The sequence below is a fragment of the Frondihabitans australicus genome, assembly GCF_003634555.1.
Lineage (GTDB): Bacteria > Actinomycetota > Actinomycetes > Actinomycetales > Microbacteriaceae > Frondihabitans > Frondihabitans australicus.
The window spans coordinates 65,973-91,233 of the sequence record NZ_RBKS01000001.1; the positions used below are offsets into that span (position 1 = coordinate 65,973).

At 70.6% G+C, this 25,261-nt stretch carries 22 protein-coding genes; 7 read left to right on the top strand and 15 right to left on the bottom strand.

Annotation, left to right across the window (positions count from 1 at the left end; all coding sequences use genetic code 11):
* The first annotated feature begins 85 nt into the window (after positions 1–85).
* Positions 86–934 carry a helix-turn-helix transcriptional regulator gene (locus C8E83_RS00290; RefSeq protein ID WP_121367897.1) on the top strand — a complete coding sequence of 283 codons (849 nt, stop codon included), beginning with the start codon at positions 86–88 and terminating at the stop codon, positions 932–934.
* Here the strand turns inward: C8E83_RS00290 and C8E83_RS00295 are convergent.
* The 3 genes from C8E83_RS00295 to C8E83_RS00305 all read right to left on the bottom strand — a co-directional run bounded on the left by C8E83_RS00295 (position 931) and on the right by C8E83_RS00305 (position 3,389).
* Complete coding sequence (locus C8E83_RS00295) at positions 931–1,425, bottom strand: glutathione peroxidase (protein WP_121367898.1); 495 nt, start codon at positions 1,423–1,425, stop codon at positions 931–933. The genes C8E83_RS00290 and C8E83_RS00295 overlap by 4 nt on opposite strands.
* A 102-nt stretch (positions 1,426–1,527) precedes the next feature.
* Positions 1,528–2,409 (bottom strand): ABC transporter permease, encoded by an 882-nt coding sequence (locus C8E83_RS00300; RefSeq protein ID WP_121367899.1) that lies wholly within the window; start codon positions 2,407–2,409, stop codon positions 1,528–1,530.
* Positions 2,406–3,389, bottom strand: coding sequence for an ABC transporter ATP-binding protein (locus C8E83_RS00305; RefSeq protein ID WP_121367900.1), 984 nt, complete (start codon positions 3,387–3,389; stop codon positions 2,406–2,408). The genes C8E83_RS00300 and C8E83_RS00305 overlap by 4 nt, the downstream gene beginning before the upstream one ends.
* 203 nt (positions 3,390–3,592) lie before the next feature.
* Between C8E83_RS00305 and C8E83_RS00310 the strand changes: the two genes are divergently transcribed.
* Positions 3,593–4,453 carry a hypothetical protein gene (locus C8E83_RS00310; protein WP_147430036.1) on the top strand — a complete coding sequence of 287 codons (861 nt, stop codon included), beginning with the start codon at positions 3,593–3,595 and terminating at the stop codon, positions 4,451–4,453.
* A gap of 270 nt (positions 4,454–4,723) precedes the next feature.
* On the opposite strand, the gene C8E83_RS00315 is transcribed toward C8E83_RS00310, so the two are convergent.
* From C8E83_RS00315 to C8E83_RS00335, 5 genes are all read right to left on the bottom strand, one after another.
* A complete protein-coding gene (locus C8E83_RS00315) occupies positions 4,724–6,406 on the bottom strand; it encodes a class I adenylate-forming enzyme family protein (protein ID WP_121367902.1) in 1,683 nt (560 codons plus the stop codon).
* A 171-nt stretch (positions 6,407–6,577) separates the two neighbouring features.
* Positions 6,578–6,802, bottom strand: a complete 225-nt coding sequence (locus tag C8E83_RS00320; protein WP_121367903.1) for a hypothetical protein — start codon at positions 6,800–6,802, stop codon at positions 6,578–6,580.
* 115 nt (positions 6,803–6,917) lie between these two features.
* Positions 6,918–8,216 (bottom strand): M18 family aminopeptidase, encoded by a 1,299-nt coding sequence (locus C8E83_RS00325; protein WP_121367904.1) that lies wholly within the window; start codon positions 8,214–8,216, stop codon positions 6,918–6,920.
* 45 nt (positions 8,217–8,261) lie between these two features.
* Entirely contained in the window at positions 8,262–8,561 is a 300-nt protein-coding gene (locus C8E83_RS00330; RefSeq protein WP_121367905.1) for a hypothetical protein, read from the bottom strand.
* Positions 8,562–8,699: 138 nt separating this feature from the next.
* Positions 8,700–9,497, bottom strand: coding sequence for an alpha/beta fold hydrolase (locus C8E83_RS00335; RefSeq protein ID WP_121367906.1), 798 nt, complete (start codon positions 9,495–9,497; stop codon positions 8,700–8,702).
* Between the two features lie 99 nt (positions 9,498–9,596).
* Between C8E83_RS00335 and C8E83_RS00340 the strand changes: the two genes are divergently transcribed.
* A complete protein-coding gene (locus C8E83_RS00340) occupies positions 9,597–10,328 on the top strand; it encodes an NAD(P)H-hydrate epimerase (protein ID WP_121367907.1) in 732 nt (243 codons plus the stop codon).
* A gap of 12 nt (positions 10,329–10,340) precedes the next feature.
* On the opposite strand, the gene C8E83_RS00345 is transcribed toward C8E83_RS00340, so the two are convergent.
* The 3 genes from C8E83_RS00345 to C8E83_RS00355 all read right to left on the bottom strand — a co-directional run bounded on the left by C8E83_RS00345 (position 10,341) and on the right by C8E83_RS00355 (position 14,469).
* Positions 10,341–11,792: an MFS transporter gene (locus tag C8E83_RS00345; RefSeq protein ID WP_245981302.1), complete on the bottom strand. Its 1,452-nt coding sequence runs from the start codon at positions 11,790–11,792 to the stop codon at positions 10,341–10,343.
* 87 nt (positions 11,793–11,879) lie between these two features.
* Complete coding sequence (locus tag C8E83_RS00350) at positions 11,880–13,586, bottom strand: hypothetical protein (RefSeq protein WP_121367908.1); 1,707 nt, start codon at positions 13,584–13,586, stop codon at positions 11,880–11,882.
* 157 nt (positions 13,587–13,743) lie between these two features.
* A complete protein-coding gene (locus tag C8E83_RS00355; RefSeq protein ID WP_121367909.1) occupies positions 13,744–14,469 on the bottom strand; it encodes a PadR family transcriptional regulator in 726 nt (241 codons plus the stop codon).
* Positions 14,470–14,666: 197 nt separating this feature from the next.
* On the opposite strand from C8E83_RS00355, the gene C8E83_RS00360 reads away from it, so the two are divergent.
* A complete protein-coding gene (locus C8E83_RS00360) occupies positions 14,667–15,635 on the top strand; it encodes an alpha/beta fold hydrolase (RefSeq protein WP_121367910.1) in 969 nt (322 codons plus the stop codon).
* 12 nt (positions 15,636–15,647) lie between these two features.
* Here C8E83_RS00360 and C8E83_RS00365 read toward each other — a convergent pair whose 3' ends face one another.
* The gene (locus C8E83_RS00365; RefSeq protein ID WP_147430037.1) at positions 15,648–15,935 is read right to left on the bottom strand and encodes a hypothetical protein; all 288 of its coding nucleotides are present in this window, start codon (positions 15,933–15,935) and stop codon (positions 15,648–15,650) included.
* A 218-nt stretch (positions 15,936–16,153) separates the two neighbouring features.
* On the opposite strand from C8E83_RS00365, the gene C8E83_RS00370 reads away from it, so the two are divergent.
* Positions 16,154–19,492: a lectin gene (locus tag C8E83_RS00370; RefSeq protein ID WP_121367912.1), complete on the top strand. Its 3,339-nt coding sequence runs from the start codon at positions 16,154–16,156 to the stop codon at positions 19,490–19,492.
* Between the two features lie 105 nt (positions 19,493–19,597).
* On the opposite strand, the gene C8E83_RS00375 is transcribed toward C8E83_RS00370, so the two are convergent.
* The gene (locus tag C8E83_RS00375; RefSeq protein WP_121367913.1) at positions 19,598–20,455 is read right to left on the bottom strand and encodes an HpcH/HpaI aldolase/citrate lyase family protein; all 858 of its coding nucleotides are present in this window, start codon (positions 20,453–20,455) and stop codon (positions 19,598–19,600) included.
* Positions 20,456–20,675: 220 nt separating this feature from the next.
* On the opposite strand from C8E83_RS00375, the gene C8E83_RS00380 reads away from it, so the two are divergent.
* Positions 20,676–22,070 (top strand): hypothetical protein, encoded by a 1,395-nt coding sequence (locus tag C8E83_RS00380; RefSeq protein WP_121367914.1) that lies wholly within the window; start codon positions 20,676–20,678, stop codon positions 22,068–22,070.
* 45 nt (positions 22,071–22,115) lie between these two features.
* Here the strand turns inward: C8E83_RS00380 and C8E83_RS00385 are convergent, their stop codons facing one another.
* Together C8E83_RS00385 and C8E83_RS00390 are read right to left on the bottom strand one after the other, a co-directional pair.
* Positions 22,116–22,913 carry a hypothetical protein gene (locus C8E83_RS00385; RefSeq protein ID WP_121367915.1) on the bottom strand — a complete coding sequence of 266 codons (798 nt, stop codon included), beginning with the start codon at positions 22,911–22,913 and terminating at the stop codon, positions 22,116–22,118.
* Positions 22,910–23,113 carry a hypothetical protein gene (locus C8E83_RS00390; RefSeq protein ID WP_121367916.1) on the bottom strand — a complete coding sequence of 68 codons (204 nt, stop codon included), beginning with the start codon at positions 23,111–23,113 and terminating at the stop codon, positions 22,910–22,912. The genes C8E83_RS00385 and C8E83_RS00390 overlap by 4 nt, the downstream gene beginning before the upstream one ends.
* A gap of 541 nt (positions 23,114–23,654) precedes the next feature.
* Here C8E83_RS00390 and C8E83_RS00395 point away from each other — a divergent pair.
* Entirely contained in the window at positions 23,655–25,253 is a 1,599-nt protein-coding gene (locus tag C8E83_RS00395; protein WP_121367917.1) for a S53 family peptidase, read from the top strand.
* Positions 25,254–25,261: the final 8 nt, after the last annotated feature.

The following is a 25,261-nucleotide window of genomic DNA, read 5'->3' on the forward strand; positions in this document are numbered from 1 at the left end:
CTCGGCATAGGATGCGCGTGGCTCGGCTCAGCGTACGGACCGGCAGTACCACCCCCGATCCTGCGCCCGGGGTCAGACTGGATGGATGCAGACGGAGCGCGCGGGGCTCGGCCCCCTTCTGAAGGCCTGGCGCGAGAGACTGTCGCCGGCCGACGTCGGACTGCCCTCGGGCGGCAACCGCCGGGCCGTGGGCCTCCGCCGCGAGGAGCTCGCGGCGCTCGCGGGCCTCAGCGTGGACTACGTCGTGCGGCTCGAGCAGGGCCGTGCGACGAACCCGTCGGAGCAGGTCGTGGCGTCGCTCGCCCGGGCCCTCCAGCTCGGCGACCTCGAGCGGGAGCATCTGTACGTGCTGGCGCACCTGCTGCCGCCGTCGCCGGGGCGGGTGTCGAGGCACATCCCGGCGGGGGTGCAGCGGCTCGTCGCCCGGCTCGGCGAGACGCCGATCGCCGTCTTCACGGCCTCCTGGGACCTCGTCACCTGGAGCCCGCTCTGGGCAGCGCTGCTGGGCGACCCGTCGGGCCTCGCCGAGCGAGACCGGAACCTGCTGCGGATGCGCTTCTCGGGGCGCATGATGGGCAACCCCGTGCGCTCCGGCCGCGACCCGAAGCTCTTCGAGAGCGCGCTCGTCTCCGACCTGCGTTGCATCGCCGCCCGCTACCCCGATGACCCGGGTGTGCGGTCGCTGATCGCCGACCTCCTGGAGACGAGCGAGGGCTTCGCCGCCCTCTGGCGGGGCGGCGCCGTCGGAGAGCACGTTTCCGAGCGCAAGACGGTCGAGAACCCGCTCGTCGGCGAGGTCGAGCTCGACTGCGACGTGTTCACGGTGCCGGGAGCGGACCTCAGGATCGTGGCGTACACCGTCGCGGCGGGCACGCCCGAGGCCGAGAAGCTCGACTTCCTGAGGGTCAGCGCGCTCGCCGCCCTCCGGAGCTAGGCGGCCGCGGGGAGGTTCTGCTCGACCAGGGCCACGAACTCGGGCGTCGCGGGCGACTCCTGCGGGCGGACGCGAGCGATGATCTGGCCACCGGGCGCGACGAGGTACTTCTCGAAGTTCCACGCCACGTCGCCCGAGTCGCCCTGCGAGTCGACGGTCTCGGTGAGCACGTCGTAGACCGGGTGGCGGTTCTCGCCGTTGACCTCGATCTTCGCGAAGACGGGGAAGTCGACGCCGTAGGTCGCGACGCAGAACTCCTGGATCTCCTCGTTGGAGCCGGGCTCCTGGCCGTTGAACTGGTTGCAGGGGAACCCGACCACCTGGAGGCCCTGGTCGCGGTAGGTCTCCTGCAGCTTCTGCAGGTCGCCGTACTGGGGTGTGAGGCCACAGCGGCTGGCGACGTTCACCACGAGCAGGAGCTTGTCGTCGTAGGCGCCGAGGGTCGTGGTGTCGCCGGTTGCGGTCTCGACCGGGATGTCGTAGAGGCTCATATCCAAATCGTACGTCCGACAGGTGTCGTGTGCTGGGCTGGGGGCGAACGCACAGGCGGGGCCGGGCGAACGCCCGACCCCGCCTGTCGCGTGATGTCCGTCCTACACGTCGCGGCGCTTGACGAGAATCAGCGCGATGATGCCCGTGAGCACGACCCAGCCGATCACGACGAGGAAGCCCTGCGTCTGGTCGAGCGTGATGAGGCCGTCCTTGACGCTGGCCGTGCCCGAGCCGTAGCCGAACATCTTCGACCCGGCCTCGGAGGGCAGGAACGCCTGCACGTTGCTCGCCCACTTCGCCTGCGTGATCGAGACGATGATGTTCATCACGATGTCGGCGACGAAGAGCAGGCCGATGCCGGCGGCGATTCCGCCCGCGCTCGAGCGGACGATCAGGCCGAGGAAGAACGAGATGAGGCCGGCGAGGGCGAGGAACCCGGCTCCGGCCACCAGAGACAGCCAGAAGGTGCCGTCTGACCAGTCGATCGAGATGTTCGACGAGTTCGACAGCAGAGGCGTCGCGACGACGGTCGCGAGGATCAGCGAGACGAACCCGACGACGAAGGTCACCACACCGAAGACGATCGCCTTCGAGAAGACGGCGCCGAGGCGGCGGGGGTCGCCGGTGAAGGTCGACTTGACCATGCCCGTGGCGTACTCGCCCGTGATCACCAGGGCGCCGAGCACGGCGGCGATGAGCACAGTGAAGTTGATGCCCAGCGTCACGACTGTGGTCGCGCCGGCCATGCCGGCGCTCGCTGCGGCTGCCCCGCCGGGTCCCCGTGCGTCGCGGCCACCGAGCCCGACGTTCGCGATGAGCGCGGCGAACCCGACGTTCAGCAGCAGGATCAGCGCGTAGCACCAGAACGTCGACCGGAGCGAGCGCAGCTTGATCCATTCGGAGCGCAGGAGCCCGCCGAACGTCAGCCGCGAGAGGTTGGCGTGGCCGCGAGCGGCTTGGGGAGCGAGAGTGGCGGTGCTCATCGGGCGACCTCCTCGGTCTGACGGGCGGACTCGGGTGCGACGGGCGCGGTGGCGCCGCCGGCGAACGCGGCGGCCGCGCTCGTGTCGCGGTACTCCACTTCGTCCTGGGTGAGGGACATGTAGGCGTCCTCGAGCGAGCCGGCCAGCGGTGTAAGCTCGTGCAGCACGACACCGGCGCCCGCGGCGAGCTCGCCGATGCGCGACGACGGCATGCCGTGCACCTCGAGAAGGTCGGCGGCGGTGCCGGTGACGGTCACACCGGCCGACGTGAGCAGCCCGGTGAGCTGCCCGGCCTGCGGGGTGCGCACGCGCACGCCGTCACCCTGGGCGCGAGCCAGGATCGTCTCGACGGACTCGTCGGCGATCACGCGGCCGCGACCGAGCACGATGATGTGGTCGGCGGTCTGCGCCATCTCGCTCATGAGGTGCGACGAGAGGAAGACCGTGCGACCCTCCTTCGCCAGGTGGCGCGCGAGGTTTCGTACCCAGACGACGCCCTCGGGGTCGAGGCCGTTGACGGGCTCGTCGAGGATCAGCGTCGCCGGGTCGCCGAGCAGAGCGGCGGCGATGCCGAGGCGCTGCCCCATGCCGAGTGAGAAGCCGCCGACGCGCTTCTTCGCGACGGTCTCGAGTCCGGTGAGGGCGATGACCTCCTGCACCCGCTTCTTGCCGATGCCGTGGGTCGCGCCCATGGCGAGCAGGTGGTCGTAGGCGCTGCGGCCGCGGTGCACGGCCTTGGCGTCGAGCAGCACGCCGACCTCGCGCAGGGGTGCGCGGTGCTCGGAGTAGTGCTTGCCGTTGACGGTGACGTCGCCCGAGGTGGCGCGGTCGAGTCCGACGATGAGGCGCATCGTCGTCGACTTTCCGGCGCCGTTCGGGCCGAGGAAGCCGGTGACGAGACCGGGCTTGACGTCGAACGAGACGTGGTCGAGGGCGGTGCGTTCGCCGTAGCGCTTGGTGAGGTTGTCCGCGTGGATCATGTTGTGGGCTCCATGCAGACGACGCTACGAGCGTGCCCCGGCTCCTGCGTCATGCCTGGGTACCACGGGCGTCGTCTCGCGGGAGTCAGTTCTGGCTTGCGGTCACTCTCTCCAGATGGTTGGCTGTCCGGTGTGTGGAATGAGACACATGGATTCGCAAGGGAGATTTCATGATGAAGTGGAAGATCGCTGTCACGGCCATCGTGCTCGTGTCGATGTCAGGGAGTGGCACGGCCGCCGCTGCAGCGCCGGCAGCATCGGCGGTGACGACTCGGGCGGTATCCGCTCTGTCCCAGGCGGGCGTGAACCTGGGCAGCGTCGCCGGGGTCACAACTCGCGACGGACGTTCTGAAACAACGGGCGCTCAGATCACCAGTGGCGGAGCCCTCGCCGCGCCGCCCGCGTCGGGCGGCTCGCGTGAAGCTTCGTTAGGAGTGCAGCCCGAGGCCGTGAGGAACGAGAGCCGAATCGTCTCCGGGTCGCTCGCGATATTCGACCGTCACGATTCGGCCGTCGCCATGAGCGCCGAAAATCGAGCCGGCTATTCGATCCTCTACGACAGCGGTGCGCCGACCGACTACCGCTACGACGTCACGCTCGACGGGAGGCCGGCCCACCTGACCCTCGCGGCCGGCGGCGCCGTCGCGATCTCGAATTCTGACGGAATCGTCGTCGACGTGTTCCAGCCGCCGTGGGCGCGGGATGCCCATGGCGTCGAAGTTGCGACCCGGTACCGGATCGATGGCGGGACGCTCGTGCAGGAGGTTGATCACGCGGGCGCCACGTACCCCGTCGTCGCGGACCCGCGGCTGGCATGCGACCTCGTCTTCTGCACCCTCGAGCTGACCCGAGCCGAAACAAAGAAACTCGCGAACAACGCGCTCGGTGTCAACGGTGTGTGCGCGATCATGGGACCCGTGGCTCCGGTCTGCGCCGTAGTCGTCACGGGCATGTGGGTCCAGGCCAAGATCGCCGTCGGGCGTGGTCAGTGCGTCGGCGTTCGAGGTGTGCGCGCCCCCGTCATCACGGGCATCCATGCCGTCTACACGACGTGCTACGCATGACGCGCACACCCGATCGAACCGCTCGGCGCGTACTCACCGGCGCGAGTGTCGCGACCGCAGTGGGCGGAGTCGCCGCCTTTCTCTGGGGCTCGCCCGTCACGGGTTACGTCGTCTTCGGCGCAGCCATCTCTCTCATCGCCGTCCGCATCGTGATCGACAGGCGATCACGCCGACGCCGGCGACGGGAATGAGGTCCGCGAGGGGCGGGCATACCCGGAGGCGGCCGACCGAACCGCGAGACGACCGCGCTGGCCGCGCTGGCCGCAGGAGCTACCGGGCCGGCCTCACGAAGCGGCCGTCGGCGTGGTCGCGGGCCGACTGGCCCTGCATCACGAAGTGCTGCTTCTTGCCCGTCGCGGTGTAGGGCAGCTCCTTCACGAACGCGTAGAGCCGCGGGCGCTTGAAGTCGGCGAGGTCGATCGACGCCCGGCAGAACGCCTCGAGCTCGTCGGCCGCGGCCTGCTCGTCGCCGAGGGCGCCGTCCTTCCGGACCACGTACGCCACGACGAGCTGACCCCACTCCTGGTCGGGGAGCCCGCAGACGATCGAGTCGGCGACGCCCTCGTGCGCCGCGAGGGTCTCCTCGACCTGCACCGGGTGGACGTTCTCGCCGCCGGAGATGATCATGTCGTCCTTCCGGCCGACGACGGTGATCACCTCGTCTTCGTTCCAGGTCGCGAGGTCGCCGGCGTAGAACCAGCCGTCGCGGAACTTCTTCGCGTCTTCCGCCGGGTTGTTCCGGTAGGTGTAGCCCGACTTGATCGAGCGGACGGCGACCTCGCCGATCTCCTTGCCGTCCTTCGCCACCTGGTCGGACGGGTCGCCGAGACCCGTGCCTCGCACGGCGACGATGACGACGTCGTCGTCGATCGAGGCTCGGCCCGCGGCGCCGGCGTAGGTCGTGAGCTCGTCGCCGGGCAGGAACGTGTTCCAGAACGCCTCGGTCGTGCCGTAGCCGTTCGAGATGTTCGGCGTGAGCACCTTCTGGTACCGCAGCGCGGCGTTCCGCTCGAACGGGGCGCCCATCGTCACGATGCCCTTGAGCGTCGACAGGTCGCGGTGGTGGGCCTCCTGCTCGTCGGCGAGGCGCTCGAGGTTGGTGGGAGCGCCGATCACGTACGTCACGCCCTCGTTCTGCACGAGGTCGAGCACGAGGCCCGCGTCGAACCGGGGCAGTGTGACCGCCTCCGCACCCATGTAGAACACCGTGTTCGGCCCGGCGCAGTACGTGCCGCCGCGGTGGAACCACGGCGACATGTTCATCGTCTTGTCCTTCGGCGTGAGCGACATGTTGATGATCACGTCGTGCGCCGTGAGCACCTCGTTGAGGCTGGTCAGCGGCACGGCCTTCGGGCGGCCGGTGGTTCCAGACGTGTACAGGCGCGTCGTCTCGTCCCAGGTCGAGCCGTCCTTCGGCGCGGTGAACGAGGGGCCCTCAGGATCGAGGAGCTCGGCGAATCCGATCGCCCCCTCGACGGCCGAATGGTCTTCGGGCCCCACGGCCACGAGCACCGGCGGGCGGTGCTCGGCCAGCTCGAGCGCGTTCGCGATGATCGAGGCGTCGGCGGCCTCGAAGAGGAAGACGACGGGCTTCGAGTCGTCGAGGATGAAGGCGGTCTCGCCGGCCGCGAGGCGGAAGTTCATCGGCGAGCCGACGGCCCTGATGCCCTGCGTGGCGACGTAGAGGAAGGCGAACTCGGGCCGGTTCATCAGCTGGTAGCAGACCACGTCGCCCGTGCCCACCCCGCGCTTCGCGAGACCCGAGGCGAGCTGGCCGGTGACCTCGCCGAGCTCGCGGTAGGTCCAGCTCCGGCCCGTCTCGGAGTCGGTGAGGGCCGTGCGGGTCGCGTAGCGGTGGATGTTCCGCTCGACGCCGGTGGCGTACGTGTAGTGGTTCTCGAAGACGCCCCGGAAGACGGTGGCGTCGTAGTCGCTGTTGGCACTTCCGGTCACTGGTGGTACCCCTCTGTCTTTTCAGCCGCGCCCTCGCTTGCCGCGCGCCTGTCGCACTGTGCCCGCCACCCAGCGTGGCGGTCCCCCCGCGCCCGTAGACGGGCACGTCTTCCGGAGACTACTGGAATCGGCCATGAATCCGCATCAGCCGTCGTCGGGCTGTGGAGAGCGTCAGACGGCGCGGTCGTCCGAGGAGCGCGACTCGTCGTCGTCGCTCTCGAGGAAGTCGGCGTAGGACGGCCCTGGATCCTGCGCCCTGACCGTCGGCCGTCGCACGACGGGCTCTGCCGCGACCCGAAGGCCGTCGCGCCCGCGCGCGGGGGGAGTGCGCCGCGGGCCCAGGCGCTCGACGCGCGCCGGAGGCACGCCGGGGTCGCTCTCGTATCGGCTGCTCACGGGCGTCGGCCTGTCGGTCGGCGGTGCATGCGACGACTATCTCAGAGCCCGCCCCCGAGCGCCAGGGTCTTCGAGCCCTGGCTCGTGGTGTCTGTCGGGTCGCAGGAGCCCGGCCTCAGGCCGGCGCGAAGAAGGCCGCGGCGGCCAGCGACAGCGCCTCGGGGTCGCGAGAGCCGATCAGCTCGCGCGCCGAGTGCATCGAGAGCAGCCCGGGGCCGACGTCGATGGTCCGGATGCCGAGGCGTGTGGCCGACAGCGGCCCGATCGTCGACCCGCACGGCATCGCGTTGTTCGAGACGAAGGTCTGGAACCCGACGCCCGCCTGCTCGCACGCGCGGGCGAACTCGGCGGTGCCGACGCCGTCGGTCGCGTACCGCTGCTTGGCGTTGATCTTGAGCAGCGGCCCCCGGTTGGCGACGGGCTGGTTGGCGGGGTCGTGCCGCTCGGGGTAGTTCGGGTGCACGAGGTGCCCGGCGTCGCTCGACAGCAGCCAGGAGCCGGCGAACGCCCTCGCCCGATCGCTCGCGTCGCCGCCGAGCCCCGCCGTGATCCGCGTGAGCACGTCGTCGAGGAACGGTCCGCTGGCGCCCGAGGTGCTGGCCGAGCCGACCTCCTCGTGGTCGAACGCCGCGAGCACGGCGATGCTGCTCGCGGAGTCGAGGGCCTCGGCCGTGGCGATGAGCGCCGCGAGGCCGGCGTGGACGCTGGTGAGGTTGTCCATGCGGCCGCTGGCGAAGAACTCCTCCTCGAAGCCGAGGAGCGCGGGTGCCGCCGTGTCGGCGACGAGCACGTCGTGCCCGGCCACCTCGTCGGCGTCGACGCCCGCCACACCGGCCAGCGCGGCCAGAATGTCGTCCCCGCGGCGGGGTGCACCGGCGGGGTCGGTGAGCCCGACGATCGGGTGGAGGTGCCGCTGCGGGTCGAGGGCGAGGCCGTCGTTGACGCCTCGGTCGAGGTGGATCGCGAGCTGCGGGATCCTGAGCACTGGCCCCGTCCGCACGAGATGGACGGCGCCGTCGCGGGTGACGAGGCGGCCGGCGAACTCGAGGTCTCGGTCGAGCCACGAGTTGTAGAGGGGGCCGCCGTAGACCTCGACGCCGGCCTGCTGCCAGCCGAGGCTGCCGGTGTCGGGGTTCGGCTTGAGCTTGAATGACGGGGAGTCGGTGTGAGCGCCGACGATGCGGAACGGCGTCGTGGCCGTGGCGCTCTCGGGCTGCACCCACGCGATGATCGCCCCGTCGCGCACCACGAAGCGTCGCCCCGGCGTCTCGGGCCAGGCGTCGTGCTCGCGGAGACGGGTGAAGCCCGCCGCCTCGAGCCGCCGGGCCGCCTCGGCCGAGGCATGGTACGACGAGGGCGAGGCCTGCACGAAGGCGGCGAAGTCGGAGAGGTGGGCGTGGTCTGCGAGGCTCATCCCCTCCATCGTGCCACCCCGGTGATGCGAGGGCGCGCGAGCGGGTCAGCCGACGATGCGGAGTGCGGGGCGCGCCTGCCCGGCGATGCCGACGAACTCGGTGCGGACGGCGTTGAGGCTGGCGCAGTAGGCACGCGGCCTCGAGTCGTCGGCGAAGGCGACCTCGTAGATGCCCGCGATGCGCGAGAGCCGACCCAGGAACGCGTCGGGGGACGCAGGATCCAGCCGCCGGTCGTAGATCGACCACCGGTCGCGCCCGGTGCAGAAGAAGTGGACCTCGCTCTCGGACGTGATCGGGCCGAGGACGCCCTCGGGGCGCTCGACGATCGTGAGTCGCGTGGTCATGCGCGAACGCTACGCCGCGACTCTTAACGGTTCCGAAACGACACCTGAAGGCCAGCCCAGCCCTCTCTGCGACACAACGCGACACCTGCGACGTGCTGAGACGTCGCGGGTGTCGCGTTTTGTCGCGAGGGGGCAGCCTCAGGCGACGAGCGACTCCTGGAAGGTCCGGATGAGGTCGGTGACGTCGTCGACCGGCAGCAGCGACGACGCGTGATCCTGCCCGATCAGCTCGAAGAAGCTGCCGCGCGCCATGCGCCGTGCGGCCTCCTGCGACTGCCGGTAGCGGTCGGGGTCGTCGGTGCCGGCCAGCAGGAGCGTGGGGACCGTGATCGCGGCGGCCCCGTCGATGCCCAGCGGGGCCGCCGACTCGATCCCCTCGAAGTAGGCCTCGAGCGCGACCGGGTCGTTCTGCCGGAACGCCAGCGCCGTCGCCGGGTCGATCTCACGGCCGCGGTGGTCGCCCCAACGGCGGATGAACTCCTCCATGCCGCCCGTCTCGAGAGCCTCGCGCCAGGTGGGGAAGAACGTGGTGGCGATCCTGTCGGTCATCGCCTCGAACGAGCCGCCGATGGTCGTGAGGGTCAGGAGGCGAGAGGGTATGCCGGCCGCGATCCGCAGACCGATGCGGGCCCCGATCGAGTAGCCGACGTAGTGCGCAGCGGTGGCCCCGACCTCGTCGAGGACCCCGAGGACGTCGCCGATGAAGAGCGGCGGCTGGTAGGCCTCGGGGGCGTGCGGCTTGCCGCTGCGGCCGTGCCCACGCAGGTCGAGCGCGATCACGGTGAAGTCGCGCTCGAGGTCGCGGATGTACCCGAGGCCGCGCCAGGTGCCCTTCGACAGACCGGAGCCGTGCACCAGGATCAGAGGGTCGCCCGACCCGGAGACCTCGTACGCGATCTCCGTGCCGTCCAGGCCGTTCTGCACCGTGCCTCTCATGTGCCCAGTCTCTTCATAGGCCCAGTCTGGCAGTCGGCTGGGCGCCGTCGCCAACGGCGCCGTCGAGCGCGGCAGCACGAGCGGGGCCACACTGACGTCATGAAGGGCTACACCTCCGACCAGATCCGCGCCGCCGAGAAACCGCTGCTCGACGCGGGCGAGCCGCTCATGCTCCGTGCCGCCGCCGCGCTCGCCGACGAGGTCGAGCGGGTCCTCGCCGATCGCGGCCCGATGCTCGGTCGCGAGCGCCAGGTCGTGCTCGTGCTGGCGGGGTCGGGCGACAACGGCGGCGACGCGCTGTACGCGGCCGCGACGCTGGCCGAGGCCGGGCACGACGTCCGGGTGCTCACGACGGGGTCGCGCGTGCACGAGGCGGCGCTCGCGGCGGCCGAAGCGGCGGGCGCCGACGCGTCGAACCGCGAGGCGGAGCCGGGAACCGCGGCGTTCGACGAAGTCGTGGAGGGGATCGACGTGATCGTCGACGGGATCCTCGGGATCGGGCGGGTCTCGGATCCTGCGCTCCGCGGTCGAGGCCGGGCCGTGGCCGCGGCGCTCAGGCCCAGGGTGCTCATGCGGATGATGGGTGCGCCGAGCGTGGTGGCGGTCGACGTGCCGTCGGGCATCGGCGTCGACGACGGCTCGGTTCCCGCGGGCCCCGACGGCGATGCCGTGGTGCTGCCGGCGCTCGTCACGGTGACGTTCGGGGCCGCGAAGGCCGGGCTGCTGATCGCGCCTGCGGCGGGCCTGGCGGGCAGGATCCGAGTCGTCGACCTCGGCCTCGACCTCGAAGGCGCCGAGCCCGCCGTCACCACCCCCGACGCCCAGGCGTGACGGCGGCCTCGACTACCTCTTGACGAGGGAGAGCGGTTCGGTGATCGCCTCGAGGCTCTTGCGCTCGGCGTCGACGCCGAGGACGAACGCGATGACGCCGCCGAGGATCATGACGCCTGCACCGAGGAAGTAGCCGATGGTGAGCGGTCCGCGCGACGAGCCGTCGCCGACCAGGGCGCCGAACAGCGACGGAGCGATGGCGCCGACGATCTGGCCGATGGCGAAGAAGTACGAGATGACCTGGCTGCGCATCTCGAGCGGAAAGATCTCCGACACCGTGAGGTAGGCGCTCGAGGCGCCGGCCGAGGCGAAGAAGAACGCCACGCACCAGAAGATCGTCTGCGTCGTCGCGTTGAGCACGCCGGCCTGGAACAGGACCGCCGAGACGGCCAGCACGATGCCCGCGAGGAGGTAGGTCGCGAAGATCATCTTGCGGCGGCCGATCGTGTCGAACAGCCGACCGAGCACGAGCGGGCCGATCAGGTTGCCGATCGCGAAGGGGAAGAAGTAGTACTGCGTCGACGACGAGCTCGTGTGGTAGAAGTTCTCGAGCACCAGGGCGTACGAGAAGAAGATCGCGTTGTAGAGGAAAGACTGCGTGATCATCATCGCCAGGCCGGTGACGGTGCGCTTGGGATACTTCAGCCACAGCACGCGCCAGATCTGCCGGAACGGGATGCTGTCGGTGCGCTTCACCTCGATCGCCTGCGAGTCGTCGACGGGTTCGAGCGTTCCGCCCTCGGACTGCACCCGCGCCTCGATCTCGGCGACGGTGTCTTCGGCGCGCTGCTCGTAGCCGTGCGTCATGTACCAGCGAGGGCTCTCCGGGATGTTCCGGCGCAGCCAGATGATGCCGATACCGATGACCGGGCCGATGAAGAACGCGAGGCGCCATCCGACGTTCACCGCGAAGAGCGAGTGGTTCAGGAAGAAGATGTTCGCCACGGCGCCGAGTGCCGCGCCGCCCCAGTACGTGCCGTTCACGGCGATGTCGACGTGGCCGCGGTACTTCGAGGGGATCAGCTCGTCGATGGCCGAGTTGATCGCGGCGTACTCGCCGCCGATGCCCATGCCGGCGATGAAGCGGAAGACGAACAGGAACCACACCGCGGGCGAGAGACCGGCGACGCCCGAGCCGACGAGGTAGATGACCAGGGTCAGGATGAAGAGGCGCTTTCGTCCGAGCCGGTCGGAGAGCCGACCGAAGATGATCGCGCCGAAGACCTGCCCGATGAGGTAGGTCGTGCCGAGGTTGCCGATGAGCCCCGACGACATGTGGAACTCCTGCGCGAACCCGTTCGACGCCACGATCTCGATCTCGAGACCGTCCAGCACCCACGAGATCCCGAGGCCCAGAATGACCGTCCAGTGGAACCTCGTCCACGGCAGCCGGTCCATCCTCGCCGGCACGAGGCTCCTGATCGGCCCGTCGGTGACTCCCGACGTCGTCGTCGCAGTCGACATGTCCTACCCTCCCTGAAAACCCGCCCGGCCCGAAAGGCCGAACTGAACGGTCTGCACGGCCGCACAGAGGGGGACGGTAGTCCTCCGCTACAGGTGACGCTCGGCGATCTTCTCGCGCGCGGTGAGGGCGATGCGCGAGGTGAGGATCTCGGCCCCTGCCGTCCCCTCGTAGTCGAGGATCGTGTACTGGCCGCAGGTGACGGTCTGCACGGGCTTGCCGAAGACCTGCGACGGGGCGACGGGGAAGTGGCTGTGCGAGTCGACCACGAGGTACGACACCTCCTGGCCGGTGAAGTCGGACGCGTTGTCGAGCCAGAGCGTCGCGTTGTAGTCGCCCGTGATCTGGACGATCTTCACCGTCGGGTCGCCGTAGGTCTTCAGCGCCCGCATGGTCCAGTAGCGGCCTGCGCCGGTGAGGTCGCGACCGGCGATCCAGTTCGACAGGCAGGTGGCGGGGGCGTACGCCTGCGTCGACGGGGCGGTGGCGATGACCCGCACGGCGGTGACGCTCAGCCCGCTCGCGATCAGGGTCAGCGAGACCGCCGAGGCGAGCAGGATCCGACGGCTCGGCCACCGCAGGCGCACCCCGGTCAGCTGCGGCACCCGTTCGAGCGCGTACGAGGCGAGCACGACGAACGCCGCCGCCGGCGCGAAGAAGAGCGGCATGAGGTAGCGCGTCGCGGTCGTGCCGAGCACGACCGCGGCGATCGCGGTCACGACGATCGAGCAGGCCGAGATCACGAGCGCGAGAGTGACCCGGGTCGGCCAGCGCCGGGCGACCGCGAGGATCGCGACGACGAGCGTGCCCGTGACGGCCACCACGAGCACCGACATCTCGATCGCGCCCTGCCACGTGCTCGCGGTCTGGAAGTAGTCCTTCACGTAGTACCGAACCGACACCGCCATGCGGTCGATGCGGAGGTAGTGCGTGATCTCGATCGAGATGTACTTCGCCATCGGGATGCGCGCGAGGTACCCGATCACGGCCGCGCCGAGGGCGGCGGCGCCGAGCTCGACGGCCCGTCGAGGGCGCAGCAGACTGCGCCGGAGCAGGATGACTGCCGCCAGCGCGATCGGCGCCGACGCCCACATCGCGAACAGCGGGTTCGAGAAGGTGGCGAGCGCCGAGAGCGCGACCAGCCCGGCTCCTGCGACCCGACGCCGTCGCCGGGTCGTGCCGGTCGCGGCGACGACGGCCAGGGGGATCGCGGCGATCAGCGAGAGGGTCGTGCCGTAGTAGTACGTCGTCGTCAGAAACAGCGTGACGAGCTCGAGGGTCGCCCGCTGGTCGGTGTGCTCGAGCAGGCTGCACACGACGAGCGCCGCGATCGGCGCGAGCGCGATGGCGATCTTCGTGCGGCGGGCGAACGCGGGTGCCACGACCCCGGTGAGCGCGCGCAGGAGCAGGTACAGCAGCACCAGGGTCACGACCGCGTTGGCCATGAGGTCGGCGTGCACCCCCGGCACGACCGCCGCGATGCCGAGGTAGATCGGGATCTCGGGGAACACGAAGAGCACCGACGACATCGCCCACCGCATCGCCTGGCCCTCCTGGATCGAGCGCTCGACGAGGGGCATGAGCACCGAGTCGCCGTTGTAGAAGAACACCGTCGAGCGGGCCGAGAGGACGAGGTGCGCGAGGGCGCCGAGGCCCAGGGCGGCGGCGAGCAGGATGCCGGAGAGCTCGAGGAGGACGGCCCTGCGGCGGCTCCTGCGACCCGGCCGGTGCGTCTCGCCGACCGCGGGGCGGTCGGCGGCGGTGGTCAGGGAGGATGTCGGCAGCTGGTCGAGCACGTCTCCGACACTGCCCGGTCGCTCCTCAGACAGTCTTAAGAACCGGTGTCGCCCAGATAACGGCTGTCGAAGAAGTCGCTGTACGCGCGGTGTCGGCCGACCGGAACGCAGAAGGCCCCGCCCGACCGGACTCGAGCGGGGCCGTGGTGCGGTGAAGCTAGTCGGCGAGGATCGTGTACAGCGCGCGCCGCAGCTCGTCGATCTTCGCCGTGGCCTCGGAGCGCTGCTCGGCGGTCGCGTCGAAGTGGAACTGCTTGAGGACGCCGGCGAGCTTCATCGCGGAGACGATGAACTCGTCGTGGCGGCCGGGCTCGACGGTGGCGTCGCCCCAGGCCGTCGCGATCTCGTCGGAGTGTTCGGCGACGTAGGCGCGACCGGCCTCGGTCAGGTCGAAGGTCGACTGGCGGCCTTCGCCCGACTCGACGATGAGGTCTTCGTCGACGAGCTGCGCGAGCGTCGGGTAGACCGAGCCGGGGCTCGGCTTCCACGAGCCGTCGGTGCGCTCGGCGATGGCCTTCATGAGGCCGTAGCCGTTCGCCGGGGCCTCGTTCAGCAGCGACAGGATCGCGAGACGCACGTCGCCCTTACGGGCACGCCCGCGGCCGCCCCGCGGCCCGAAACCGGGGCCGAAGCCGCCGAAGCCGGGACCGCCGAAGCCGCCGAAACCGGCGGCGCCGGGGCCGAAGCCGCCGCCGAAGCCGGGCCCGCGACCGCGGCCCATGGCGCGGCCGAAGCGCTCGGCACCGCGGCCGAACCGCTCGGCACCGGCGGCGAAGCGCTCGGCGCCCGAGAAGTCGGGGCGGTGGTCGTGGTGTGCGCGCTCGCCGGGGTGGCCGCCGAAGCGCGGGTTGTCAGGGAAGGAGAAGTTCTGTCGGGTACCCATGAGGTACTCCTTTCGGTTGTCGTTCGAGTTGTGGGGGCGGCGGGCTCGGAGCCGAGTGCTGGGTCGGGCTGTCAGGCCGGGCCGCTCGCGCCGGTGTTCGATCCGGCGATAGGTCAAAGATATATCGTGATAGTTCGTTAAGTCAACACTCGACCCGAAAAATCTTTTCGCCGGGCGTGAGCGGGCAGACTGGAGCGATGGCAGGCGATCCCGCGACCGACGTCGACGTGTCTCGAGTCGAGAGCGAGGACTCCCGCGTCTACGTCCGCGTCTCGACCATCGGCAAGTCGGGCACCCGCCCGTTCGTGCTCGTGCCCGGCATCGGCGTGGCCAGCAACTACTTCGAGCGCCTCGCGCCCAATCTCAACGAGTTCGGGCCGGTGCACGCACTCGACCTGCCCGGCTTCGCCGGCGTGCCGCACCCCGACCAGGCGATGAGCATCCGCGAGTACGCCGATCTCGTGGGCCGCGCGATCGACGAGCTCGGCCTCGACGACCCGGTCGTCGTCGGCCACTCGATGGGAACGCAGGTCGTCGTCGACCTGGTCGCCCGTCGACCCGAGCTGACGACCTGTGTGCTCATCGGGCCGGTGATCAACCCCGCGGAGCGCAGCGTCGGGCTGCAGGGCATTCGCTTCCTGCAGGCGGCGATGCACGAGCCCGGCCGCGTGAAGCTGCTGGCCATGAGCGCCTACCTGTTCTGCGGCCCGAAGTGGTTCTCGCGGATCCTGCCGAAGATGATGCGGTTCCCGATCGAACGCGCGCTGCCCCACGTGAAGGCCGACACGCTCGTGATCCGGGGCGAGTTCGACGCGGTGGCGCCCCGCGACTGGGTGCGGAGATGCGGCGAGCTGCTGCCGTCGTCGCGCCTCTGGGAGATCCCCGGGGCCGCGCACTCGGTCATGCACGCCCACGCCGAAGAGGTGGCGAAGCTCTGCGTCGAGCACGCGCGGCAGCCGCTGGAGTACGACGAGGAGGGCACGCTGCGCGAGTTCGTGCACGACGACGGCGGCGACCGCCACGCGAGCACTCCCGCCTCGCTGTTCGGGTCGATCCGCGGCCGGCTCGTCGAGGCGCTCGGCATGATGCGCGAAGACGACCGGCTCATCGAGCAGGGAAAGACCGAGCACGCCGAGGCGTCGCAGGAGGCGCACGGCGGCGATTGACTCGCTGCGCCCCTACTGCTCGAGGCCGAGCAGCAGCGGGATCAGGAGCCCCGCGATCCACACCGCGATGAAGATGGCGGCGCCGAAGAAGATCAGCATGCCGCGGCGCCGCGACGGCGTGCCTGGCCCGGCACCCCAGAGCGAGGCGCGCTGCACGATCGTGTGCGCCTCGAAGACGATCTTGGCGACGTCGCGGTCGGACCGGTCGAGCTTGCCGTCGAGGTCGAGGGCGACGATCTTCTCGGCCTCGGGCAGGGTCATCCGCGTGTGATTCCTGCGGGGACGACCGGTGCGGGGCATGCCTCCAGCGTGGCACGGATCGGCTGTGCGATCGATGCTTCTGCTCGTCGTCGAGGGGCGGTGGCGGCCGGCCCGCCGACGAGCCGGAAAACGAAACTCTGGCAAAGCCCTTTACACGGGCCATGAATCGTCGCAAGATCGTGGCAACCACAAAAGACAACGTTGTCTGCCCGCATTCGGGGGGTTTGACAACGCTGTCACCATCGAAAGGCTGATCAATGGCAGTTCGACCCAGACGGATCGCGCTCGGCGCCTCCGTCGCCGTCATCGCGGCGGGTGTCTTCGTTCCGGGGGTGGCCGCGCAGGCGGCGACGCCCTACGTGGCCTCTCCCGCCTCTCTCGTCGACCCGATCATCGGCACCTCCGGTGCGGTCGACGACTTCCCCGGGGCAGACGTGCCCTTCGGCATGGTGCAGTGGAGCCCCGACACCCCGTCGCGGCCCTCCGGCGGCGGCTACGAGTACAACGACAAGACCGTCACGGGGTTCAGCCTGACGCACATCTCGGGGCCGGGGTGCGCCGCGTCGGGTGACGTGCCGATCCTGCCGACCTCGGGGGCTCTCGGCTCGAACCCGGGCGCCGCGACCCTGCCCCTCGACCACTCGGCCGAGACCGCGCAGGCCGGCTACTACAAGCTCGCCGCGTCGGGGATCACGACCGAGCTGACGACGTCGCTGCACACCGGATCGGCGCGCTTCACCTTCCCGAAGAACGACCAGTCGAACCTCACCTTCAAGCTCTCCGACTCGGCCGCGGGATCGTCGAGCACCCGCTTCCAGGTGATCAGTCCCACCGAGGTGCAGGGCTCGGTCACGAGCGGCAACTTCTGCGGCGCGACCGACAAGTACACCGTGAACTTCGACATGGTGTTCGACCAGCCGATCACCGGCTACGGCACGTACCAGAACTCGACGGTGCAGCAGGGCGCGAAGTCGCTCGACATCACCAAGAACCTCGCCCCGCGGGTGAAGCAGCAGGCCACCCTGCAGCCGAAGTCGTCGAACGGGGTCGCGCAGTCGCGCCCCGACGTGTCGGGCAAGGCGACTCCGAGCGCAGGAGCCGCGACACCGAAGCAGAACGCGGTCGTCTCTCCGCCCGTCTCCGGCGCCGACGGAGCGTACGTCTCGTTCGACACCTCCTCGAACCAGCAGGTCCAGGCGAACGTCGGAATCTCGTACGTGTCGACGGCCAACGCGAAGAAGAACCGTGTGGCGGAGGACCCGTCGTTCGCCTTCGACGCCCAGCACACCGCCGCCACGAAGTCGTGGAACGACATGCTGTCGAAGATCCAGATCGGCGGGGGTGACACCACCGCGCAGAAGACCTTCTACACGGCGATGTATCACGCGCTCCTGCACCCCAACGTGTTCAGCGACGTCAACGGCCAGTACGAGGGCTTCGACAACGTGGTGCACACGGCCGCCAAGGGTCACGCCGAGTACGCGAACTACTCGGGCTGGGACATCTACCGCAGCCAGGTGCAGCTCGCTGCGATGGTGGCGCCGCAGCAGACCAGTGACTCGATCAGGTCGATGCTGAACCAGTACGACCAGACCGGTCAGCTGCCGAAGTGGGCGCTGAACAACGGCGAGTCGTACGTCATGGTCGGCGACCCGTCGGATGCGATCATCGCCGACGCGTATGCCTTCGGTGCGACGGACTTCAACACCGCCGCCGCCCTGAAGGACATGGAGACCGAGGCCACCACGCCGAACAACGTGCGACCCGGCCTCACCGACTACCTCGACACCGGGTACCTGCCCCTCGACGGCACGTACAGCTGCTGCAACTACTACGGCGCCGTGTCGACGCAGCAGGAGTACAACACCGCCGACCACGCCATCTCGACCTTCGCGGCCGCGCTCGGCAAGAAGTCGGTCGCGCAGACATACGCCGCCCGATCGAACAACTGGGAGAACGTCTTCAACCCCGCGTCGAACTACCTCGAGCCGAAGCTCGAGTCCGGCGCCTACGCGGCCGGATTCACGCCGACCTCGTCGAACGGGTTCGTCGAGGGCTCGAGCGCGCAGTACACGCCGATGGAGCCGTTCGACATCAAGGGTCTCTCCGAGGCCGCCGGCGGGAACGCCGCGTGGATCGCGAAGCTCGACTCTCTGACGTCGACCATCAAGAACCCGACCGCCGCCAACGCCGACTTCGGCAACGAGCCGTCGATCGAGATCCCCTGGGAGTACGACTACGTCGGCGCTCCGTACCGCACGCAGGAGGTGGTGCGTCAGATCCAGCAGCAGATCTTCACGAACCAGCCCGCCGGCATCGCGGGCAACGACGACCTCGGCACGATGAGCGCCTGGTACGTGTGGAGCGCCCTCGGGTTCTACCCGGAGACGCCCGGCACGACCGACCTGGCGCTCGGCAGCCCGGTCTTCGCGAAGGCCGCGATCCACCTGCCCAGCGGCAAGACGCTCACGATCACCGGCAACGGCGCCTCGGTGTCGAACCCGTACGTGCAGTCGATGACGTCGGCGGCGACGGGGGCCAAGGCCGCGTCGTGGTCGCACGCCTACCTGCAGCCGGGCCTCATCACGTCGGGTGGCACGGTGAACTTCACGCTCGGCTCCACGCCGAACACGTCGTTCGCCTCGGCCGCGGCCGATGCTCCGCCGTCCGACACGACCGGGCTCTCGACGGCCCTCGGCTTCGCGAAGCAGAGCGTCGTCGTGACCCAGCCGGGAACCCCGGCGACCGTGACGATCGGCGCGCGCAACCTCACCGCGAAGGCGCAGACCGTCTCGTGGACGGGCGCTGGCGGCACAGGAGTCACGGTCGGCCCGACCTCGGGCTCGCTCGTGCTGAAGAAGAGCGCCGACGGCACCGCACAGGTGTCGGTGAACGCGCCGACGACCGAGGGCCGCTACGACGCGACCTTCTCGTTCCGCGACGCCACCGGCAACCCGCTGCCGAAGGTCGTCGTCGAGATCGACGTCGCCAAGCCCGGCTCGCTCTGGCCGTATTACAACGACCAGGGCGTTGCGTCCGACGGAGCCTCGACCTCGGGCAGCTTCGACGGCGAAGGCTGGTCGTACTCTCAGCAGGCGCTCGCAGCGGCGGGCGTCACGGCCGGGGGCACGGTCACGTCGAACGGGCTGAGCTACACCTTCCCGACCCCGACGACCGACGGCTTGGACAACATCCAGGCCGGCGGGCAGACGGTGCCGCTCGCAGGAGCAGCGGGAGCCACGCGCTTCGGGATCCTCGGCGCCGCCGCCAACGGCAACCCGGGGTCGGAGGGCACCTTCGTGATCACGTACACCGACGGGTCGACGCAGAGCATCACGATGGGACTCACCGACTGGACGCTCAACGGAGGCGGTGCCACGACACCGGCCGACGGCAACACGATCGCGGCGACCACGCCGTACCGTGACACCTCGTCGGGCGGCCGCGACACGGTCAACGCCTACCTGTTCACCGCCGACGCGGCGCTGCAGGCGGGCAAGACGGTGCAGAGCGTCACGCTGCCGTCGACCGTGACCAACGGATCGCTGCACGTGTTCGCGTTCGCGGTCGGCACACCGGCCGCTGCGGCGAACTAGCCTCCCCGCGACAAAACGCGACAGCTGCGACGTCCTCAGGCGTCGCAGCTGTCGCTTTTTGTCGCGCGGGGCGAGCGGCCGGGTCGGACTGGCGGCCGGGCCGGGCTAGCTGGGCTGGATGCCGAACGCGGTGGCGAGGCGCTCGATCTTCTGCGCGCGGCCGAGGCGGGGCAGGTCGGAGCCGTCGCGGATCACGCGGCCGCGCGCCTCGAAGTCCGCGAGGAAGTCGCGGGCCCAGGCGGTGTCCGACGGCGTGGGCGAGATGACCTCGTTGATGACGGGCAGCTGGTCGGTGTCGAGGCAGAGCTTGCCGGTGAGGCCCAGATTCACGGCGATCGTCGACTGCTCGCGGAGCACCCCGTGGCTGGTGCCCACGGTCGGGCCGTCGATCGGGCCGGGGAGGTTCCCGATCCTGGACGCGATGACGAGGCGTGAGCGCGGGTAGGCCATCGCCATGTCGTCGGCGCTGGTGCCGGTGTCGCGCCGGTAGTCGCCGGAGCCGAAGGCGAGGCGGAATGCACCGCGGGCGCTGGCGATCGAGGGGGAGATCTCGATGCCGAGGGCGGACTCGACGAGGGGGAGCACCCGCTGCACGCCGTGGAGGCGGTCGAAGGTCTCCGAGACGTGCTCTGCTGCCTCGGTCTTGGCCAGCATGACGCCGAGCAGGCCGGGGAGGCCGACGAGGGCGTCGACGTCGTCCGACCAGAAGTCGCTGGAGCGGTCGTTGATGCGCACCCACGCTTGACCGCCCGACTCGAGCCACTTCACGACACCCTCGCGGGCCGCGGGCTTTGCCTTGGGGTCGACGGCGTCCTCGATGTCCAGCACGATCTGGTCGGCGCGCGAGCGGCTGGCGGTGTCGAACGTGTCGGGCCGGTTGCCGTTGACCAGGAGCCACGAGCGAGCGATCTCGGCGTCGGGGCGCGGTCGCTGCGTCGCCGCTGGGCTGTCGGTGGTGGTCATGTGCCCTCGTGCTCGTTCGTCGTCGATCGGTCGGCCTCAAGGGTAGCGGGCTGCCTCGACGGGCGTCGCGAGGTCACTCGACGGCGAGTGGTCGCGGCTCCTGCGCGGAGGTCGGGGAGGGGCGACGTTCGTGCATTCGCGCCGGATTGCGGCGGGGGAGCCCGGATCTGCCCTCGTCCGGGGGTACTCTCTCGCGCGAGACCGACCAGGAGGAGCCACCATGACGGACCCGAACACCGCTCACGGCGCGGTCAACCCCGCGTCGCCCACCCAGGTCGTCGACGACGACGCGCCGACCTCGGCCCCGACGCCCGCGCCCGACGACGCGGCACCCGTCCGCGCCTGGAGCGTCACGCGCGACGGCGATGCGGCGCCCGCTGCCGAGCCCATCGACGCTGAGCCCGCCGAGCCCGACGCACCCGCGGCCGAGGATGCGCCCGCGGCCGAAGCGCCCGCCGCCGAGGCGACCGCGCCCGAAGCACCTGCCGCCGAGGCTCCTGCGCCCGCGGCAGCGACCACCGCCGCGCCCGCAGCCGCCGAGCGCCCCGTGCCCCCGCTCTCGCCGCCGGCGTCGAGCCCGGTCGCGCCCGGAGCCCCCCGCGACGACAGCGTCCTCCGCGAGGCCGAGGCGGCCCGTGCCGGCGAGGCCGCCCCCGCGACGGCAGCCTCCCCGGCGGCACCAGTCGCCGCCGGCTCCGCGCCCACCTCGGCGACCACTCTCGGCGCCGACGAGGACGACCTCGACGACACCCGCCTGTCGGCCCCCAACGGCGCACGCTCGTCGACGGCCGCCTGGACCCCTCCGCCCGCTCCGGCGTCGCCCGCCGAGTTCCCCGCACCGACCGTGTCGACCCCCACGCCCTACGCGCCGTCCTCCGGCGAGACCGGCCAGACGGAGGCGATCCGCCCGCCGATGACGAGCACGACGCCGATCCAGAGCCTCGGCACGAGCCCGGCCGAGCGCCTCGGCTTCGAAGGCATCGCGGGCTCCGACGAGGGCTTCACCCCCGAGGAGCTCGCCCAGCGACGCGCCTTCCGCGACGAGCTCACGATCCGCCAGAAGCAGGAGTTCGCCGGCATCAACTTCGGCGCCGGCTTCTTCGGCTGGCTCGCCGCGACCGGTCTCGCCGGCATCCTCTACGTGATCGCGGGAGCCATCGCCTACGCCTCGGGCCTGGCCCAGGCCACGGTGATCACCGGAAAGACCGACACGGTCAAGTCGCTCGGCTCGGCCTTCGACACGCACACCCTGCAGATCACCGGTCTGGTCGTCGTGCTGGTGGTCCTCTTCCTCTCCTACTTCGTCGGCGGCTTCGTCGCCAGTCGTATGGCCCGGTTCTCCGGCCTCAAGCAGGGCCTCGCCGTGTGGCTGTGGGGAATCCTCGTCTCGATCATCGTCGGCGTGGTCGGCGTCGTCCTGGCCAGCCAGTCGACGACCGTCACCGCGTTCCAGTCGAAGAACGGCACGTTCGACTTCACCGGCCTGCTCGAGCCGACGTTCCTCATCGGCGCGGGCCTCGTGATCGTCCTGTCGATCGGCGGGGCGCTCCTCGGCGGTCTGGCCGGTCAGAGCTTCCACCGCAAGGTCGACCGCTTCGGCGTCGAGGACATCTAGGCCGTCCTCAGGCCAGGCATCGCGGCGCAGGAGCCGGCGGCACGCCTACACGAGGTAGGTGACGCTCGCCGGCGCCTCCAGCCCCGCCAGGAGGTGCACGAACGTCTGCCAGACGTCGTCGAAGAGCACCTCGCGCACGATGTGCTGCTCGTAGGCGGACGAGAGCAGCGCCTCGTCGACGGCGGGGAGCTCGGGGTGCAGGTCGACCGAGACGATCTCGTCGCCGGCCCTCTCGGTGATCCTGCGGCCCAGGAGCCTGCCCGTCGAGCGCTCCGTGACCAGCATCTCGTCGGTCGAGGGGCGGCTCGGCAGGATCCGGGGCTCGGACACGTCGACCACGCCGAACGGCGTGCTCGCGCTCGGCCCGGCGACCCGGGTGCCGATGACGGCCGAGACGACGTGGCTGTGCTCGGGCACCTCGTCGGGGAGGCTCGTGTCGAGGCCGGCGGACGCATCGCGGACGGCCCGCTCGGCAGAGGCTCGGATGCGGTCGCGGTGCTGGTGGAGGAGGACGGCGACGTCGCGCATCCAGGTCTCGAGGCGGTGGAGCTCGTCGTCGTCGAACGGGGCCGCTGCTCCTGCGCCCGGAGGGAACGTGCGGGCGGTGAACGTGCCGATCTCGGGCAGGTTCTCCCACTCGAGGAGGAGTCGCGAGAACGCGCCGAGCCTCGGCATGAGCAGGAGGCGGCTGGACCGCGCCGTCGCCTGGAAGTGCAGGTCGGGCTCGACGAGGAGACCGTCGATGTCGACGGCGGCGCCGAACGCGCGGTCGGGCAGGACGAGGCCGACGGTCAGTCCGCGGAAGAGGGGGACGGGCGCGCGCCGACCGGACACGGTGGTCACTTCCGCACCAGTGTCGGGAACACGAAGACGGCGAAGACGAGGAACGCGGCCATGACGCAGAACACGATCCACGTGCTTCGCGGCAGGGTCGTCTGCCCTTCGGCCTCGCGCCTCGAGAGTCGCCGGTGGCGCGTCACCGCCTGCAGTGCCACCACGGCGATGATGGCGACCGCGAGCAGGGCGATGATCAGGATTTCCACGGCGTCCAGTGTGACACCTCGGCGGGCGGGCTCGTGACCGTCGTCGCTCGCCCGCGGCCTCGCCCGCCCCGTCGCCCTCGGGTGAGCGGCGGCTTGCGGCTATTCATCCGTTCCCACGGCGCAACTTCGCTACTGTGAGAGGGCGTCCGGCTGGTTACCGGGCGCCCAGCGTCGATGACGACGGGCAGACCGTCGTTCTCCTGATCCGAGCGTCGAGACGCCCGCCAGCTCTCGCCGCCGACATGCCCTCGGCTCCGGCCGGGGGCATGTCCTCGTTCTCCGGGCGCCATCGTCATCACGGCGCCGTTGCACGCCCGTGACCTTTTTCCGAGCGGACTCTTGGCTTCGGGTGGTTCCGCTGAGCACGCGCTAGGAGTAAACCGAAAGAGTCTCGCGTAACGGGATCAGGTACACGAGCCTGGCGGGGCGGGCCGGCCGGCGGGTCGCCCGCCCCGCTTTCGTGCTCCTGGGTCACGCTCGAGCGTCCGGGTATTCTGTCGGTGGCTCGGAGTCTGTCGGTGGCGCGGAGTAGAGAAGAGCCATGACAGATTCGACGGGCCCCCTCGACCACCTCGAACTCGTTCCCCTGGCGGGAAGCGAGAAGCCGGCCGCACCGGGCGTGCAGCCGGCCGCGACCTCCCTCGGCGACGACGCCACGGTGCCCGCGACCCTCGTGCTGCGGCGGGCGAACCCCGTCGACACGGCGACCGCGTTGCAGGCCCCGGTCGACCGCGACGCCTACGTTCGCGACCACGGCGCGACCCAGGCCGACGTCGACCTCGTCACCTCCACCCTCGAGAGCCTCGGTCTCACCGTCGTCGACTCCGACGCACCGTCGAGGCGCGTCCGCGTCGAAGGGCCGGCGTCGGTCATCTCGCGTGTGTTCGGCACGTCGCTCGAAGCGGTCACCTCGCTGGCGCCGACGCGGGGCGGCGAGACGGCCCCCGGCGCCGACGCGCCCCGCGTCGAGCACCGTCAGCGGTCCGGCGGCCTCAGCGTACCCAAGCAGCTCGACGGCGTCGTCACGGCCGTGCTCGGCCTCGACGACCGGCCCCAGGCGCGGGCGCAGTTCCGCGTCGCGCGAGCCGAGGCTCAGAGCGTGAGCTACACCCCGGTCGAGCTCGGCGAGGCCTATCGATTCCCGGCCGGCACCGACGGCACGGGGCAGACGATCGCCATCGTCGAGCTCGGCGGCGGCTACGAGCAGTCCGACCTCGACACCTACTTCACGCAGCTCGGCGTCGGCAGCCCGGCCGTGTCGGCCGTCGGGGTCGACGGGGCGAAGAACGTCCCTGGGCAGGATCCCAGTGGCGCCGACGGCGAAGTGCTCCTCGACATCGAGGTCGTCGGGGCACTCGCCCCGAAAGCGTCGATCGTGGTCTACTTCGCGCCGAACACCGACGCCGGCTTCGTCGACGCCATCTCGCAGGCAGCGCACGCGACTCCCGCGCCGACGACCATGAGCATCAGCTGGGGTCAGAGCGAGGACGCCTGGACGGCGCAGGCGCGCACGGCGCTCGACGACGCCCTGGTGGACGCCGCGGCGCTCGGGGTCACGGTCACGGCGGCGGCCGGCGACAACGGCTCGAGCGACGGTGCGACGGATGGCAAGAACCACGTCGACTTCCCCGCCTCGAGCCCGCACCTCCTGGCGTGCGGCGGCACGAGCCTGCAGGCGTCGGGCGACACGATCTCGAGCGAGACGGTCTGGAACGACGGTGCCGGTCGCGGCGCGACCGGTGGCGGGGTGAGCGACGCGTATCCGCTGCCGAGCTGGCAGCAGAGCGCCGGTGTCCCGGTGGCCCCGGCGAGCGGTGGGGGCCGTGGAGTGCCCGATGTGGCAGGCAATGCCGATCCTGCGACCGGCTACCGCGTGCTCGTCGACGGCACCGCGACCGTGATCGGCGGCACGAGCGCAGTTGCGCCGCTCTGGGCGGCCCTCGTCGCCCGTCTCGCCCAGTCGGTCGGGTCACCGCTGGGGCTGATCCAGCCGAAGATCTATGCGGCGGGCGCGTCGGGTGCGTTCCGCGACATCACGTCGGGCGACAACGGCGCGTTCAAGGCCGGCACGGGGTGGGACGCCTGCACGGGGCTCGGGTCGCCCGACGGCGAGGCCCTGCTTCAGGCGCTGAAGGCCTGACTTCCCGC

Coding starts and splice junctions, on each gene's coding strand:
- C8E83_RS00290 (WP_121367897.1), top strand. CDS start 86: ATGCAGACGGAGCGCGCGGGGCTCGGCCCCCTTCTGAAGGCCTGGCGC.
- C8E83_RS00295 (WP_121367898.1), bottom strand. CDS start 1,425: ATGAGCCTCTACGACATCCCGGTCGAGACCGCAACCGGCGACACCACG.
- C8E83_RS00300 (WP_121367899.1), bottom strand. CDS start 2,409: ATGAGCACCGCCACTCTCGCTCCCCAAGCCGCTCGCGGCCACGCCAAC.
- C8E83_RS00305 (WP_121367900.1), bottom strand. CDS start 3,389: ATGATCCACGCGGACAACCTCACCAAGCGCTACGGCGAACGCACCGCC.
- C8E83_RS00325 (WP_121367904.1), bottom strand. CDS start 8,216: ATGAGCCTCGCAGACCACGCCCACCTCTCCGACTTCGCCGCCTTCGTG.
- C8E83_RS00330 (WP_121367905.1), bottom strand. CDS start 8,561: ATGACCACGCGACTCACGATCGTCGAGCGCCCCGAGGGCGTCCTCGGC.
- C8E83_RS00335 (WP_121367906.1), bottom strand. CDS start 9,497: ATGAGAGGCACGGTGCAGAACGGCCTGGACGGCACGGAGATCGCGTAC.
- C8E83_RS00340 (WP_121367907.1), top strand. CDS start 9,597: ATGAAGGGCTACACCTCCGACCAGATCCGCGCCGCCGAGAAACCGCTG.
- C8E83_RS00345 (WP_245981302.1), bottom strand. CDS start 11,792: ATGTCGACTGCGACGACGACGTCGGGAGTCACCGACGGGCCGATCAGG.
- C8E83_RS00355 (WP_121367909.1), bottom strand. CDS start 14,469: ATGGGTACCCGACAGAACTTCTCCTTCCCTGACAACCCGCGCTTCGGC.
- C8E83_RS00360 (WP_121367910.1), top strand. CDS start 14,667: ATGGCAGGCGATCCCGCGACCGACGTCGACGTGTCTCGAGTCGAGAGC.
- C8E83_RS00365 (WP_147430037.1), bottom strand. CDS start 15,935: ATGCCCCGCACCGGTCGTCCCCGCAGGAATCACACGCGGATGACCCTG.
- C8E83_RS00370 (WP_121367912.1), top strand. CDS start 16,154: ATGGCAGTTCGACCCAGACGGATCGCGCTCGGCGCCTCCGTCGCCGTC.
- C8E83_RS00375 (WP_121367913.1), bottom strand. CDS start 20,455: ATGACCACCACCGACAGCCCAGCGGCGACGCAGCGACCGCGCCCCGAC.
- C8E83_RS00380 (WP_121367914.1), top strand. CDS start 20,676: ATGACGGACCCGAACACCGCTCACGGCGCGGTCAACCCCGCGTCGCCC.
- C8E83_RS00395 (WP_121367917.1), top strand. CDS start 23,655: ATGACAGATTCGACGGGCCCCCTCGACCACCTCGAACTCGTTCCCCTG.